At 48.9% G+C, this 15,436-nt stretch carries 14 protein-coding genes; 3 read left to right on the top strand and 11 right to left on the bottom strand.

What is annotated here, in order from left to right; all coding sequences use genetic code 11:
- Window positions 1–127: 127 nt before the first annotated feature.
- From argE to ilvD, 3 genes are all read left to right on the top strand, one after another.
- A complete protein-coding gene (gene argE / locus O59_RS04170; protein ID WP_007639806.1) occupies window positions 128–1,282 on the top strand; it encodes an acetylornithine deacetylase in 1,155 nt (384 codons plus the stop codon).
- 41 nt (window positions 1,283–1,323) lie between these two features.
- On the top strand, window positions 1,324–2,637 hold the full coding sequence (argA, locus tag O59_RS04165; protein ID WP_007639804.1) for an amino-acid N-acetyltransferase: 1,314 nt from the start codon (window positions 1,324–1,326) through the stop codon (window positions 2,635–2,637).
- Between the two features lie 169 nt (window positions 2,638–2,806).
- Complete coding sequence (gene ilvD / locus O59_RS04160; protein ID WP_007639802.1) at window positions 2,807–4,651, top strand: dihydroxy-acid dehydratase; 1,845 nt, start codon at window positions 2,807–2,809, stop codon at window positions 4,649–4,651.
- Window positions 4,652–4,784: 133 nt separating this feature from the next.
- On the opposite strand, the gene O59_RS04155 is transcribed toward ilvD, so the two are convergent.
- The 11 genes from O59_RS04155 to rppH all read right to left on the bottom strand — a co-directional run bounded on the left by O59_RS04155 (window position 4,785) and on the right by rppH (window position 15,318).
- On the bottom strand, window positions 4,785–6,161 hold the full coding sequence (locus tag O59_RS04155) for a lipopolysaccharide assembly protein LapB (protein WP_007639800.1): 1,377 nt from the start codon (window positions 6,159–6,161) through the stop codon (window positions 4,785–4,787).
- Between the two features lie 11 nt (window positions 6,162–6,172).
- Window positions 6,173–6,799: an energy transducer TonB gene (locus O59_RS04150; protein WP_007639798.1), complete on the bottom strand. Its 627-nt coding sequence runs from the start codon at window positions 6,797–6,799 to the stop codon at window positions 6,173–6,175.
- 6 nt (window positions 6,800–6,805) lie between these two features.
- Entirely contained in the window at window positions 6,806–7,210 is a 405-nt protein-coding gene (locus tag O59_RS04145) for a biopolymer transporter ExbD (RefSeq protein WP_040391150.1), read from the bottom strand.
- A 39-nt stretch (window positions 7,211–7,249) separates the two neighbouring features.
- Window positions 7,250–7,777: a MotA/TolQ/ExbB proton channel family protein gene (locus tag O59_RS04140; RefSeq protein WP_007639790.1), complete on the bottom strand. Its 528-nt coding sequence runs from the start codon at window positions 7,775–7,777 to the stop codon at window positions 7,250–7,252.
- A 10-nt stretch (window positions 7,778–7,787) separates the two neighbouring features.
- Complete coding sequence (locus O59_RS04135) at window positions 7,788–9,155, bottom strand: MotA/TolQ/ExbB proton channel family protein (RefSeq protein WP_007639789.1); 1,368 nt, start codon at window positions 9,153–9,155, stop codon at window positions 7,788–7,790.
- Window positions 9,152–9,934, bottom strand: a complete 783-nt coding sequence (locus O59_RS04130; protein ID WP_007639787.1) for a DUF3450 domain-containing protein — start codon at window positions 9,932–9,934, stop codon at window positions 9,152–9,154. The genes O59_RS04135 and O59_RS04130 overlap by 4 nt, the downstream gene beginning before the upstream one ends.
- A 275-nt stretch (window positions 9,935–10,209) precedes the next feature.
- Window positions 10,210–10,707, bottom strand: a complete 498-nt coding sequence (locus O59_RS04125; protein WP_007639786.1) for a dihydrofolate reductase — start codon at window positions 10,705–10,707, stop codon at window positions 10,210–10,212.
- A gap of 57 nt (window positions 10,708–10,764) precedes the next feature.
- Entirely contained in the window at window positions 10,765–11,604 is an 840-nt protein-coding gene (locus O59_RS04120) for a thymidylate synthase (protein WP_007639785.1), read from the bottom strand.
- Between the two features lie 25 nt (window positions 11,605–11,629).
- On the bottom strand, window positions 11,630–12,433 hold the full coding sequence (lgt, locus tag O59_RS04115) for a prolipoprotein diacylglyceryl transferase (protein WP_007639784.1): 804 nt from the start codon (window positions 12,431–12,433) through the stop codon (window positions 11,630–11,632).
- Window positions 12,434–12,510: 77 nt separating this feature from the next.
- Window positions 12,511–14,778, bottom strand: a complete 2,268-nt coding sequence (gene ptsP / locus O59_RS04110) for a phosphoenolpyruvate--protein phosphotransferase (protein ID WP_007639783.1) — start codon at window positions 14,776–14,778, stop codon at window positions 12,511–12,513.
- A 36-nt stretch (window positions 14,779–14,814) separates the two neighbouring features.
- Entirely contained in the window at window positions 14,815–15,318 is a 504-nt protein-coding gene (rppH, locus tag O59_RS04105; RefSeq protein WP_198284738.1) for an RNA pyrophosphohydrolase, read from the bottom strand.
- Window positions 15,319–15,436 lie beyond the last annotated feature (118 nt).

Here is a 15,436-nt window from a genome sequence, read left to right as displayed (position 1 = left end):
ATTCCACCCAAAAAAACCCGAGCAGGGAAACCAGCTCGGGTTTTTTATTGCCTGGTGTTTTCCACAAGCTTGCATTTTCAGGCGCAATCATCGATAACACCCCGAATGTTTTTCTGCGAGCAGGATCATGACCGTCGACCTTAAACGCTATCAACATCGTCTGCACAGGCTTGTCGCCCTGCCTTCGGTGAGCTGCGCCATTGAACAGTGGGATATGTCCAATCAGGGCGTGATTGACCAACTTGCCAATGACTTTTCCGCACTGGGTTTTAATACCCGTATTATGCCGCTCACCCAAGCGGGTAAAGCTAATCTAATCGCAACGCTAGGCCAGGGCGATGGTGGCCTCGTCTTGGCAGGTCACAGCGATACAGTGCCCTACGATGCCAATCGCTGGCAAACTGATCCATTTCAGCTCACCGAGAAAGACGGCAAGCTTTATGGCCTTGGCGCCACCGATATGAAGGGATTTTTCCCGGTCATAATGGCTGCAGTAGAACCCTATCTTGCGCACCACTTCAAACACCCGCTTATTGTGCTAGCAACGGCGGATGAAGAGAGCAGCATGAATGGCGCCCGCGCATTGGCACAACAGGGGCTCGGTGGTCTCTCGCCCCGCTATGCCGTTATTGGCGAACCCACTAATCTCATCCCCATCCGCGCCCACAAGGGAATCATGATGGAAGCCGTGCGAGTGCGCGGCCAGAGCGGCCATTCATCAAACCCGGCGCTTGGCAACAACGCGCTGGAGGCGATGAATCAGGTAATGAACGAGCTGCTAAGCCTGCGGCAGGAGCTGCAAACCAAATATCGCAACCCCGCGTTTGCTGTGCAAACACCCACCTTGAATCTAGGTTGTATTCACGGTGGCGATGGCGCCAATCGCATTTGCGGTGAGTGCGAATTGCATTTTGATTTACGCCTGTTACCGGGCATGGATAACAACGAGCTGCGCGCCGCTATACAACAGCGTCTCGCCCCTATCGCCGAATCGAGCGGAACCGATATAGTGTTCTCCTCATTATTTGAGGGCGTCGATCCATTTGGCGAAGATGAACAGAGCCTGTTGATAAAGACCTGTGCCGAGCTCACCGGCAATGCCAGCGATAGTGTTGCCTTTGCCACTGAGGCGCCGTTTATGCAGCAACTGGGAATGCAAACCGTCGTATTGGGCCCCGGCTCTATCAACCAGGCCCATCAACCCGACGAGTTCATACCACTTAATCAAATCGAACCCGCCGTAAAACTGGTTCGTGGCTTAATAGAGCGATTTTGCCTGTAACAACTGACCATTAACTGATCACTTTAAGAAAGAGAACCACAGTGCCCGCAAACACCCAGGATTACGTCAAGTGGTTTCGCCACTCCACGCCCTACATCAATAGACACAGTGACAAAACCTTCGTGTTGATGTTGCCAGGCGAGGCCATTACGCACACCAATTTTCACAATATAGTGCATGACATCGCCCTACTTTGTAGCCTGGATGTGCGCCTGGTATTAGTTCATGGCGCCCGCCCGCAGATTGATGCGCGCCTGCAACTTGCCGGCAGCCAGAGCCAATTCCACAAAGGTTTGCGCATCACCGACAGCGACAACTTGAGTCTGGTTATCCAAGCGATTGGCGAGGCACGGACAATTGTCGAAGCGGCACTTTCAACCAGCCTGCCTAACTCGCCAATGCAGGATGCCGATATGCAAGTTATCAGCGGCAATTTTGTGGTTGCCATGCCCCACGGCGTTATCGAGGGTGTCGACCTGCAACACACGGGTAAAGTGCGCAAAGTACACACCAAATCACTTAACGCCGCGTTGGATTCCGGAGCTGTAGTTCTGTTGTCGCCACTGGCCTACTCACCCACAGGTGAGATTTTCAACCTGTCATTCAGTGATGTCGCTACCCATGTCGCCAGCGCCATCAAAGCCGACAAGTTATTGGCATTTACTGCAGGCAATGGGCTAAGCGATAGCGAGGGCAATCTCATTCGTCAACTGTCGCTGCCAGAGTGCAAGGACTACCTGACTAGCCAAGGGGAAACCATCGGCACCGACCTGTATCAGGCGGTGAGCGCCTGTTACCACAGCTGCCTGCAAGGTGTGCAGCGCGCGCAATTAATCAGCTATGAAACCGATGGCGCACTACTGACTGAACTCTTCACCCGCGATGGATTGGGAACCATGATCTATTCCGGTCAGTACGAACAGCTGCGCATCGCCAGTATTGATGATGTTGCAGGCATATTGGAGCTGATTCGCCCCCTTGAAGAACAAGGTATTTTAGTGCGGCGCTCCCGTGAATTACTGGAGACGGAAATCGGCCAATTTCATGTTATGGATAAAGACGGCACTATCATCGCGTGTGCCGCGCTCTACCCCTATGGCGATATGGCCGAACTATCCTGCGTAGCCACCCACCCTGAATATCGCAACGGAGGGCGGGCCTCGACACTACTGCAACAGATGGAAATACAAGCGCGCAAATTGCACATCAAACAGCTATTTTTGCTCACAACCCAAACCGCCCATTGGTTTATCGAGCAAGGTTTTGTGCAGGGCAAACTCGAGGATCTGCCAATGCAGCGGCAGCAGCTTTATAACTACCAACGCAATTCCAAGATTTTCATCAAAACACTCTAGCCCTGCCGGCTCTTCGGGGCCGGACACACACCAATCCACAAATCCGAGCACTCAGCGCGCAAGATCTACCTGCCGATAGCGGGTGATTTCTGCTATGCTTTTGCTCTTTTCTGTAACTCGAATGTCACCGCTGTTAACTGCCCGCAACAGCTCCACGAGGTCATCTGCTATGCCTATTTATCGCTCCAAAACCACCACCTCTGGCCGCAACATGGCCGGTGCTCGCGCACTCTGGCGCGCCACCGGCATGAAGGATGGAGACTTTGACAAACCCATTATTGCCATAGCCAACTCCTTTACCCAATTCGTGCCCGGCCATGTGCATTTAAAAGATCTCGGTCAGCTAGTTGCTCGCGAAATAGAAAAAGCAGGTGGTGTAGCGAAAGAATTCAACACCATCGCAGTGGACGATGGTATCGCAATGGGCCACGACGGCATGCTCTACAGCCTGCCCAGCCGCGACATCATCGCCGACTCGGTTGAGTATATGGTAAATGCCCATTGCGCCGACGCAATTGTCTGCATCTCCAACTGCGACAAAATTACCCCCGGCATGCTGATGGCGGCCATGCGCTTGAATATCCCGGTAATTTTTGTATCGGGTGGGCCAATGGAAGCAGGTAAAACCAAACTCTCTGAGCACAAACTTGATCTGGTCGATGCCATGGTTATCGCTGCCGATGATCAAGCCAGCGACGAAAAAGTGAATGACTACGAACGCTCTGCCTGCCCGACTTGTGGCTCCTGCTCAGGCATGTTTACCGCCAACTCAATGAACTGCCTGACTGAAGCGCTCGGTTTGAGCTTACCCGGCAACGGCTCGCTGCTAGCCACTCACGCCGATCGCGAACAACTTTTCCTCGAGGCCGGTCGTCGCATCGTAGAAATAACCAAACGCTACTATGAACAAGATGATTACAGCGTATTACCACGCTCGATTGCCAGCTTTGAAGCTTTTGAGAATGCTATGGCATTGGATATCGCAATGGGCGGCTCCACCAACACCATTTTGCATTTGCTCGCCGCCGCACAAGAAGGAAACGTGCCCTTCACCATGTTTGATGTGGATCGCATGAGCAGGAAAGTACCACAACTGTGCAAAGTCGCCCCCAATACCCCAAAATATCACATGGAAGATGTCCATCGGGCAGGTGGCGTGATGGGCATTCTGGCGGAGCTAAATCGCGGTGGCCTATTCCACAACCAACTGCCAACCGTACATAGCCAAACCTTTCAAGAAGCATTGGATAAATGGGACATCATAAGTACCTCCTCTGAAACGGTAGCAACTTTTTATAAGGCGGGCCCGGCAGGCATCCCAACTCAAGTTGCCTTTAGCCAAGCAACGCGCTGGCCAACACTCGATGGTGATCGCGCTGAAGGCTGCATCCGCTCTGTCGAGCACGCCTACAGCAAAGAAGGTGGATTGGCCGTTCTTAAAGGCAATATCGCTATTGACGGCTGCGTAGTAAAAACCTCAGGTGTAGATGAAAGCTGCTGGGTATTTGAAGGTAAAGCTTATGTCGTAGAAAGCCAGGATAAAGCAGTAGCCGACATTTTAGATGGCAAGGTAAAAGCTGGAGATGTAGTGGTGATTCGCTATGAAGGCCCCAAAGGTGGCCCAGGCATGCAAGAAATGCTTTACCCCACTAGCTATCTAAAATCGAAAGGTCTGGGGAAAGCTTGCGCACTGCTGACTGATGGCCGTTTCTCCGGTGGGACTTCAGGCTTATCCATTGGCCATGTATCCCCTGAAGCCGCTGCAGGCGGTGCGATCGGCCTGGTTCAGACTGGAGATATCATTCGCATCGATATTCCCAACCGTAGCATTAATCTTGTCTTGACTGACGCAGAGCTGGAAACACGTCGCGCAGCAGAAAATGCTAAAGGCTCCCTTGCTTGGAAGCCAACTGAAATTCGCCCACGCAAAGTCTCCGCCTCGCTAAAAGCCTACGCTATGCTGGCAACCAGTGCCGACAAAGGCGCGGTGCGCGATTTGAGTAAACTGGATTAAAGGGGCATTCATAACTGCTTGCGCAGCTACAAAATGCACAAGCAGTTCTTAGCAACATTTTGACAAGTTAGCGACAATAAAAAAGCCAGCTAATGCTGGCTTTTTTATTGTCTGTTTATTAACGCAACAAGGATTATTGCTGTGCCAACGCTTTCAATCTAGCTTGTTCACGCTCAGAGAAAGTAACCCATTGATTGGCGAGCTTGGAACTGCGCGCATCTTTTGCCGCCTCTTTAAAAAACTTGATAGCTTCATCAAAGTTTTTCAGCTCAAACTCCGCTTGGGCAACAGTGATATTCGCATGGTCGACACGCTTAATACCACCTTTTTTCAGAGCATCGCGGCCCCACTTAGAAGCCTCTTTGAACTTATCATTGGCAAGATAAGCTTGCGCCAAGCCAATGATCATTTCTCCATCGGTTGACTTCTGTGCTGCTTTTTCATACTCGACCAAAGATTCTTTGGCGTTTTGCGACAAGCGATATGCATCTGCAAGCAACTTCAGATTCTTAGCAGTAGGCTCAACATTTTTATCAGTGTAAATACCTTTTTTCAAAACCTTAACGGCCTTATAAGGAACTTCCGCCTCTAAAAATGAATATGCCAAATTGATAAGATCTTTTTCAGTAGTCAATCCATCCATTAAATAGCAAGTTTCAAGTGCATAGAGTGCATCGTTAGTGCGATCCATCATGCGATAAACTTGCGATAGCTGCTTCCAGTACTGCGCCTTTGGATAGTGTTTGATAAGTTTTTCAAGAACAACCAAGCCGCTCTTGTAATCTTCTTTATCAAAATACAATCCACGCTGAAGAATATACCAAGATTCAGCAGGAACCTTACCAGCTGCCTCCTGCGCCCTAACAGCCTCGTTAATATTTAATAGCGCATTATTATTATCTTCAAGCTGATAATAAAGCGTAGAAAACATGTACGAGTCTTCTGGCTTCAAGGATTCAGCATAGTCAGTCCACTTAAGCAATGTTTCTAATGCTTTCTTTGGATTATCCAGCTGGGAATAAAGTTGCCCAACAATACGAATGGTGGACGCCTCGGTTGCTAATGGCATGTTAGGCGATTGAGCAAGCATTTTATTGAAGCTTTCGATAGCCTTAGTATAGTTCTCGGCCCCAAGATGAGCATAACCAGTATACTGATTAAGCAACACCAGCTCATACGCATTCGCCTTAGCTGAGTTAGCAGCCATTTCATTCAACAATTGCATAGCCTTGCGTGGATCGGGCTTTACAGATTCGTCTTGCGGTTGAAGGAAGTTTGCAGCCTCGGTAATTTTTTTACCGAAAGATTCGCTAACATTGGGGAATTTGCGTTGCTCCGCCGAAGCATATTTATTCTTCGCTTTAACCTGTGCGTGTACAACTCCGATTTCAATAACGCCGGGAGCAAAAACATTCACAGCGTTATTAACAAAAATTGGCGAAATAGCAACGGCGGTAACTAGCAAAGTTTTGCCAAGAGCAATTGAAACGGCAGGAAATACTTGTCTCATTTCATTACCCCTTATTTCTGCATAGTGTAAGTGAAGCGGTTCTTCACACCAGGCACTTCGACTGGCTTGCCGTCCACAACTTTTGGCTTGTATTTAAATTTGAGCGCTGCACGAACAGACGCGCGGTTAAATACTGTTGTCGGCTTGCCCTCTTTGGTGACGCATTGATCAGCAATAGGCTCTGGATCGCGAGTAGCACCAGTTTCTGTAACGGTATACACAACCGTACAAAAGCCTTCAATACCACGCGACAACGCAGTACTTGGATACTCTGGCGGCACTTTAACGATAGGTAAATATTCACCCTCACTAAAAGCCAATGAACCAGCACCAACATCAATGCCTGCTTTAGCAATAGGAGCACTCATATTCAATGCTTCACCAGACACATTAGGCGCTTCAAACTCTGGCTCCGGAAGATCTGGAGGAGTTTCAGGGGCTTCTGGTTTCTCTGGTTTAGCATCCTCAAAACGAGTCTCAATTTTTGTATCAGGCATGTTGATATCAGGAATTTTCACAGACTTTTTCTGCGCAACTTCGCCTAAATCATTATTCACTAACTGATACATCAAAAATAAGAGCAAGAAGGTGGTAACCACCCCCAACAGCCCTGCTATACCTACTTTTGCGAAGTTCATAGCAATCTATTTCTCTTCAGTAGAGACAGACACATCGGTAATGCCAGCTTCACGCGCAGCATTAGCGACCTCCAATACGAATTCAATACGAGCTTTAGTATCTGCTTGAATTGAAACTGAACCATTGGGATTGTCTGCGCGCATACGCTCAATCACTTTAACAACGCTACGTGGATCAACTTGTTTCTTATCAATCCAAATTTCATTGTCATCACCAATAGCAATCAGAATACTAGCATTAGGCTTCGAATCACCAGTAACCGCATCAGGTCTCACAACCTCTTTGCCAGCTTCTTTAATGAACGTTGCCGTAACTATGAAGAAAATCAGCATAATAAATACAACATCAAGCATAGGCGTGAGGTCGATTGCCTGCGGTTCTTCTTCAGGTTTTGCGTTGTTCCTGCTCATGAGACATCTCTTAATTACAGGTTAATACTGCGGCATCACTTAGTGATCCATTGTCAAATGGTCAGCAAACAAGCGATCTTCACGCTCAGCAATTCGAGAAAGATATGTATTTACAAACAATCCAGATAGAGCTGCAACCATGCCAGCCATTGTAGGAATTGTTGCTTTCGATACCCCACCCGCCATTGACTTGGCATCACCACCACCAGTCAGAGACAGAACACTAAACACTTCAATCATACCGGTAACAGTTCCCAGCAACCCCATAAGGGGGCAGAGAGCAATTAATGTAGTGATCATGTCCAAGTTTTTGTTAATTTTTGCTGACATACGCGAAACCATAGCTGCACGAATTTGATGTGCATTCCATGACTTTCGCTCTTTACGCTGCTCCCAACTATTCAGAGCCTGTTGGACTTCACCTTTTAGACCACCTTTAAAGTAGACCACACGCTCAAAAACGAGAGTCCACATTGCAAAGGTAAGGGCGGCAATGTAATACATCAAAGGGCCGCCCTGATCCATAAAGGCTCCAATGGCTGCAAAAGCGTCCGTTAAAGCCTGCATGTGTTATCTCCTACTTACGCTCAGAGTTTTCAGCAATAATGCCGGTAGTTTGTTCATCTAACACTTGAATAACTGCTTTAGCGCGACCGTTAACCAAGGTGTGCATCAACACAACCGGGATTGCAACCACAAGACCTTGAACAGTAGTAACCAACGCTGCCGAGATACCACCGGCCATGTTTTTAGGATCACCAGCACCGAAGATAGTGATAGCCTGGAAGGTTTCGATCATACCGGTAACAGTACCCAAGAGCCCCAAGAGAGGTGCTACAGCTGCGATGATCTTCAATACGGCCAGACCACTTTCAATTGATGGACGCTCTTTAAGAACAGCCTCTTCAAGCTTCAGCTCCAAAGTTTCGGTATCAACATTCTTATTTTCTTCTGCAACCTTCAGCACACGACCCAGAGGATTGTTAGAGTTGGGCTTATCTGACTTCAATTGCGCCTTCACCTTTGAGGTCATTGCGAACAAAACTAGCATCCGCCACAAACCAAGGAAAACACCGATGAAACCTACCGCAACAATTACATATCCAACCTCACCACCCTGATCAACACGCTCAAGGAAAGTAGGAGTATCAATCAAAGCCGTCAGAAGTTGACCACCAGCAGGACCTGTTGGATCCACACCAAAGTCAACAATTCCTGAAGTCGAGTCTTGCAGTGCTTTTGCACCTGCCAAATGATCAACTGGTTGACGAGGCAGCTCTTGTATCTTAGAACCGTCAAATGTCAGGTACATGCCATTAGAAACCAGGTTATAAACACCAACACGAACAACTTCTTGTTGTGCTTGCTCACCACTTGGTTTAATAACTGTTGAGTTGAATTTCACAACACGACCAGTCTCAACCATTTCTCTTTGCACTTCGTACCACAAGCGCTCAATTTCCTCGATATCTGGTAATTGAGTATTGCTGTTCATTTTCTCGATTAATGTATCGAGGAACTCGCCACGGTTAGGGTACTGCGCACTTACTATTGAAGTTTCCAGTGTTGCCCGGAGGTCACCGGCTGTAGACGTCAAATGACCAAAGAGTTCTTTCATAGAACCCAAACGCTCATTCAATTGAGTCTTTTTTGCGGCTACCAAAATATCTTGTTCTTGATATTTTTTCTCGAGCGCAGCAGAACGAGCTTCTTCCGCTTGACGAGTTGCTTTTGCTTGGGCAAGCAAGTTGGCCTGATTAGCTTTGTCACGAGCGAATTCTGCTTCACGTTGCTTATGCTCTGCAGACTCACTGATTTGAGACTTCTTAACCATATCCAATAACTGGTCTAAAGTCTGAGCCTTTTCTTGTGCAACAGCGAATGAACTGCCAAGAAGACCAGCAACAGCAAGCATCAAGCAGCTTTTTACAAACTTCATTTTCATTGTGCTGCCTCCGGCGCTTGAACTGTCATGGTCATGATATCTTTGGATGCTTGATTGCGCGCGATGCGGAGCCCCTTGAGAATGGAAGAATTGTATGAACCATCAAGAGAAACCCACTGACCTTGAGAAGCATCCCAAGTACCGCACTGCTTGGCATCAGTTGTTTGGTACATCAATGAAATGCGACCAACACGAAGAATGTTTACTTCACGATCTTGTCCATCAATAGGCAGAGTACCTTTGTAAGCTTCGATTGTGCTGCCATATGCAGATTCAATCTTATAGGCTTCCAACACCTGACGGAATTTTTCGGAAACAGAGATGTCAGCACGATCCTGATTCGCCCGCAGCATAGTAATACGCTCTTTACGCTCTTCTACTTGGAAGGGCTTATCGAGACTTACAAATTGCTCCAGACTATCCAGCATGCGGAAGACCAGAGGCTGAATCTGACGCTCAATAACAGTCACCTTCTCAATTGACTGCTCAAGCTCTTGAACAACAACCAGCTGCTTGGCAACTTGTTTTTCCATTTGGGCGTTAAACACACGAAGATCGTCAATCAACTTATTCTGTTGTTTGAATTCTTGTGTCAGATCGTCAGTTTCCTGAGCCAATCTGTCGATGCGCTTCTGGGAGTCTTGCGCCAAAGTAGTTTTGGCTTGACCCGCCTTAAGTACGGCATCCAGAGTTTGATCTGCCATGGCTACGCTACCCATTAGCGCGCCGGCAGAAAGCATCGTGGTCATTGCCACCGCTTTCAATCGCTGCTTTTTCATAATCCCCCCAACTGGGTGTTCAATCAAGTGAGTTTGCGGCAACAGGCTGCCACAGACGCGTTATCCACGTAGCCTCTTCGAGGCGGCTAAGAACGGCGGCATTGTAATAAGCGACATAGCCTACTTCCAATGATTTATCCTTATACCTTCTACATGTGTATTTAGGTATCAAACCGGTAACACATTACCTTTCAAAATAAGCGAACCGGTAACACAAAAAATTAAAACAACAAAAACCACAACGAAAAAAATCAAAAAAAGAAAAATGCATTTAATTAGGCGTTTCGCCGATAAACCAAAAAGCGGTGGGGTAGCTGCGCAGATTCTTCGCCGGCTATTGACGACTCAAGAGACCAAATCCGCATATCCGGTAATGAAAAAAAAGCATCTCCCTCTGGCTCAATACCCACCTCGGTTAAATACACCCTATCTACCAAGGGAAGAGCTTCTCGATAAATTTGCGCACCACCAATAACCATTGCCTCTTCAGCGCCCGACTCATTGCATGCAGCAACCTTAAGCGCATCATCAAGACTATGTACGACCACCAAATCAGATGATGCGTTCCATGACTTATCGCGCGTCACTACAATATTCATGCGCCCCGGCAAAGACCGACCGATAGACTCATAGGTTTTTCTCCCCATGATTACAGGCTTACCCATGGTCACTGACTTAAAGTATTTCAGATCTTGGGGGAGGTGCCATGGCAAACGATTTTCTATACCAATGACACCATTTTTTGCTGCCGCCACAATAATGGCTAGTTTCATGCGGAGCCTTCGCCTTTTTATTAAAACTTAAATTTGCCAACAACCTACAACTACCAACTAGACGGCAATAGGCGCAACTATGCGAGGATGAGGATCATAGCCTTCAAACTCAAAATCTTGTAATTCGTACCCAAATATCGAATCAGGTCGACGCGAGATTCTTAGTGTAGGCAAGTTTTTGGGAGTGCGTGTTAATTGTTCGTAAACTATGTCGTCAGAGATATGATTGTTGTACAAATGGCAGTCGCCAAAAGTATGCACAAAATCACCCACGCCCAAATCACACTGCTGCGCAATCATATGCGTCAGCAATGCGTAACTGGCAATATTAAAAGGTACACCGAGAAATAAATCCGCACTGCGCTGATACAACTGACAAGACAGTTTTCCATCAGCAACATAAAATTGAAACAAGGTGTGACATGCTGCAAGCGCCATACGTCCCTGCTCCACATTTTGCTGTGGACTCATGGATTCGTCGGGTAAATCAGCAGGATTCCAAGCACTGACAATCAAGCGCCGCGAGTAGGGATTCTTTTTTATCTGGGCAATAACCTGGGAAATTTGATCTATTGTAGAGCCATCTGGGCAAACCCAGCTACGCCACTGCTTGCCGTAGACAGGTCCCAAATCACCACTTTCTGTTGCCCACTCATTCCAGATATTGCAGCCGCGTTCTTTGAGCCAGTTCACATCAGTGCGCCCTTGCAAAAACCACAACAACTCAACGATGACACTCTTTAAATGCACCGTTTTAGTTGTTACCAAAGGAAACCCTTTGCCAAGATCAAAACGTAGCTGCCGACCAAAAACTGAACGAGTTCCAGTGCCGGTTCTATCGCCGCGAGTGACGCCGTTTTCTACGACATCACGCATTAAATCAAGATACTGCTTCATTCAATAACCCGTCAAAAATTGTCATTTATTTAGCGCTATCACTTTTACCAGTCACCACATAGGCGTATATCAACAGCCCAAGCCCCACGGCAAACATTGGGAGGCAAAGCAACTGGCCGCGAGTCATCCAGCCCACCAGCGCCACCCCTTTATCGGGCTCACGCACAAACTCCGTCGCGAAACGAAAAGTGCCATAGGCGATAAGAAATATGCCAGAAATAGCTCCGCGTGGGCGCGGCTTGGCGGAGAACCAAAACACAATAATGAACAGCAGCAAACCCTCCAGACATGCCTGATAGAGTTGACTGGGGTGGCGACCTACGCCTTCCGGATCCATGGCCTTGGGAAAAACAATAGCCCATGGAACATCCGTAACTCGCCCCCATAATTCCTGACCGATAAAGTTGCCCAAGCGACCGAAACCCAAGCCGAGTGGCACCATTGGGGCCACAAAATCCATGAGCCCAATAAATGAGCGATCAATACGTTTGGCATAAATCATCATGGCAACAATTACACCAAGAAGACCACCATGAAATGACATACCCCCCTCCCATACGCGGAAGAGCCAAAGCGGATCGGTCAACCAATAGTCAAAGTTATAAAACACAACATAGCCAAAACGGCCACCCAGGATGACGCCGAAAGCGCCATAGGTAATCAGATTTTCAACCTGAGCTTTGTTGATCAAAGCGCCGGGTTGTTTTGCGCGATGCATAGCTACAAGCCAGGCGCTGACAAAGGCAAAGAGGTACATGATCCCGTACCAATGCACTTTAAATGAACCAAGAGAAAACGCGACGGGATCTATATCGGGGTATTGCAGCATAAACAGTTAGACCTGACTCATCCGGCGTGGGGCCGGGATTATGACGCTGATTTATGACAAAACTATATTTTTTACGCTCAATTACTATCGGAAGTGACTGGCCGAATCAAACGGGTCAACCCGGTATCGCGCAACTCACGAGCGATGTGATCGCGAATCTGATCGCCATTGGACATACTCATCACCTCTGCCAACAGCTGTTTGGCGCGCGCAAAGGTGATCCCTCTAATTACGGATTTGACCTTGGGTAGGTTCGTGGCATTCATAGATAACACGTCGAAGCCCATGGCCATCAACAGAATGGCAGCCCCCGGATCACCCGCCAATTCACCGCAAATACTGACACTAATACCGGCATCGTGGGCGGCATAGACAATATATTGCAGGGCACGTAATACCGCGGGATGAAAGGCCTGGTATAAATCCGCTACTTGTGCGTTATTGCGATCCACCGCAAGCAGGTACTGCGTCAGGTCATTACTGCCGACAGATAAAAAGTCCACCTTGCGCGACAACTCCGGCGCAAGATAAACAGCGGCTGGCACCTCAATCATTACGCCGACCTGCGGTTTTCGAACCCTATACCCCTCTTCGAGCAATTCCTTGTGCACACGCTGAATAAGCCCCTTGGCTGCATCAACTTCCTGCATATTGGTAATCATGGGCAACAAAATACGCAGATTGTCCAAGCCCTCACTGGCCTTGATCATGGCGCGGATTTGCGCCAAAAATATCTCGGGGTGGTCAAGCGTCACCCGAATGCCACGCCAGCCAAGAAAAGGGTTGTCTTCCTCAATAGGAAAGTAAGGTAGGGCCTTATCACCACCAATATCAAGAGTGCGCATAGTGACAGAATGAGGGGCAAATGCCTCTAACTGCTCGCGATAAATTGCCCGCTGCTCTTCCTCACTGGGAAATCGATCACGCAACAAAAACGGCACCTCTGTGCGGTACAACCCGACACCTTCTGCACCGCGCTCCAATGAACGCACCACGTCAGCCATCAAACCCGTATTGACATGCAGCGGCAAACGGTAGCGATCCTGGGTTTCGCAGGGCAAATTTTTAAGCGCCTCCAAGCCCTTCACCAAGGCCTGCTCTTCCAGATAGATAGCCTTGTAGTGCTTGCGCAGCTGAGCACTAGGGTCGCAGTACACCGCTCCCTTATAGCCATCCACAATGACCGGGCGGCCATTCATTTGCGCATAAGGCAAATCCACCGCCCCCATTACCGTGGGGATGTCCATTGCCCTCGCCAGGATTGCAACATGGGAGTTTGATGAGCCCAATACCGACACCAAGCCCGCCAGCTTTTCCTTGGGAATCTCGCCCAGCATGGAAGCTGTTAGCTCCTCGCCGATCAAAATAGTTTTGTCGGGGTAGACGCGAGCTTTCTGATTGGACTCTTGCAAATAAGCCAACACACGGCGCCCCAAGTCACGCACATCGGTAGCGCGCTCACGCAAATAGGGGTCATTCATGCTGTTAAAGATGGTTTCGTGTTCGATGATCACCTCGCTCCAGGCATAGGGTGCATTGGCACCTTTGCGGATACGGTCAGTGACTTCGCGGGCAAGCGAAGCGTCATCCAACATTGCGAGATAAGCATCAAACAGCGCCTGCTCTTCGCGATTAATTCGCGCACGCAACTGCTCACCGAGGGATTTAATATCCTCGCGCACCGCAGTGAGGCTGCGCTGGAAAAAGACAATTTCCGCCTCAACATCCTTACAAACCTGATAAGGCACCGCGCGCAGATCAGCGGTGGGCGTGAACACCACCGCCTCACCTATAGCGATGCCGGATGCACCAGAGACACCGAGGAATTTAGCTTGCGTCGCCTTGGCGCCGGGCGGAACTATGCCCCCGGTAGCTTCAGCGTGGGCAATAACACCAGCCAACTGCGCTGACATAGTTACTAAAAACGCTTCTTCTCCCTCGTCAAAACGGCGCTGATCAGCCTGCTGGACAACCAACACCCCCAACACCTTGCGATGATGGATAATTGGCACCCCCAAGAAACTGCTGTAACGCTCTTCGCCCGTCTCCGGGAAATATTGATAACTGGGGTGCGCTTCGGCATGCTCCAGATTGATCGGCTCCTCACGCACCACCACGCGCCCAACCAACCCCTCGCCTGCCGCCAGACGAACCTTGCCCACCGCATCAGCATTTAGGCCATCAGTGGCCATCAGCACATAATCACTCTTGAGGTCGCGCAGATAAACAGAGCAAACCTGGGTTTTCATCACCTCTTTGACTCGCGACACAATAATCGCCAACGCCGATTTCATATCGCGCGCGGCGTTTACTTCCTGAACGATGGACCTAAGTGAGTTCAACATAGAGTCTGGATTGAGCCTGTTAAAAGATGATTCGGGTTAGCGAGCGCGAGTGCGGCGATCCTCGTGCAGCGAATGGAATAATGACAGCTCTTTGAGCGCACGACGGTAAACATCGCGTTTAAAAGACACAACCTTGCCCAGCGGATACCAATAGCTAACCCAGCGCCAGTCATCAAACTCGGCGCGGCCGCCATTGTTGAGGCTCACTTTATTGTCGTCACTGCGCAAGCGCAGCAGAAACCACTTTTGCTTTTGTCCTACGCAAAGCGGCATAGAGTTATGGCGCACCAGACGATGTGGCAGGCGATAGCGCAGCCAACCACGAGTGCACGCCAGTATTTCTACATCCTCGCGACGCAACCCCACTTCCTCATAAAGTTCGCGATATAGTGCTTGCTCGGGGGTTTCGTTAGGATTAATCCCGCCTTGCGGAAACTGCCATGCATCATGCCCGCCCACACGGCGCGCCCACAACAACTGGCCCTGATCATTAGTCAGAATGATGCCCACATTGGGGCGAAATCCGTCGGAATCTATCACGGGGGGAATCATCCATATAAAGAGTTTTGCTGATGGAGCCGCTAACTGCGCGCACAAAAAAGCAGCAGCCATGTTCCACGAAATAGCGTTTTCCGCACTATATCAGGCTTGCTCAAAG

Source organism: Cellvibrio sp. BR (genome assembly GCF_000263355.1).
Taxonomy (GTDB): domain Bacteria; phylum Pseudomonadota; class Gammaproteobacteria; order Pseudomonadales; family Cellvibrionaceae; genus Cellvibrio.
This window is presented reverse-complemented; position numbering and strand designations above follow the sequence as displayed.

What these genes read in the sequence shown, in the direction of transcription:
- argE (WP_007639806.1), top strand. Translation starts at nt 128, where the DNA reads ATGACCGTCGACCTTAAACGCTATCAACATCGTCTGCACAGGCTTGTC.
- ilvD (WP_007639802.1), top strand. Translation starts at nt 2,807, where the DNA reads ATGCCTATTTATCGCTCCAAAACCACCACCTCTGGCCGCAACATGGCC.
- O59_RS04155 (WP_007639800.1), bottom strand. Translation starts at nt 6,161, where the DNA reads ATGAGACAAGTATTTCCTGCCGTTTCAATTGCTCTTGGCAAAACTTTG.
- O59_RS04150 (WP_007639798.1), bottom strand. Translation starts at nt 6,799, where the DNA reads ATGAACTTCGCAAAAGTAGGTATAGCAGGGCTGTTGGGGGTGGTTACC.
- O59_RS04145 (WP_040391150.1), bottom strand. Translation starts at nt 7,210, where the DNA reads ATGAGCAGGAACAACGCAAAACCTGAAGAAGAACCGCAGGCAATCGAC.
- O59_RS04140 (WP_007639790.1), bottom strand. Translation starts at nt 7,777, where the DNA reads ATGCAGGCTTTAACGGACGCTTTTGCAGCCATTGGAGCCTTTATGGAT.
- O59_RS04135 (WP_007639789.1), bottom strand. Translation starts at nt 9,155, where the DNA reads ATGAAAATGAAGTTTGTAAAAAGCTGCTTGATGCTTGCTGTTGCTGGT.
- O59_RS04130 (WP_007639787.1), bottom strand. Translation starts at nt 9,934, where the DNA reads ATGAAAAAGCAGCGATTGAAAGCGGTGGCAATGACCACGATGCTTTCT.
- O59_RS04125 (WP_007639786.1), bottom strand. Translation starts at nt 10,707, where the DNA reads ATGAAACTAGCCATTATTGTGGCGGCAGCAAAAAATGGTGTCATTGGT.
- O59_RS04120 (WP_007639785.1), bottom strand. Translation starts at nt 11,604, where the DNA reads ATGAAGCAGTATCTTGATTTAATGCGTGATGTCGTAGAAAACGGCGTC.
- lgt (WP_007639784.1), bottom strand. Translation starts at nt 12,433, where the DNA reads ATGCTGCAATACCCCGATATAGATCCCGTCGCGTTTTCTCTTGGTTCA.
- ptsP (WP_007639783.1), bottom strand. Translation starts at nt 14,778, where the DNA reads ATGTTGAACTCACTTAGGTCCATCGTTCAGGAAGTAAACGCCGCGCGC.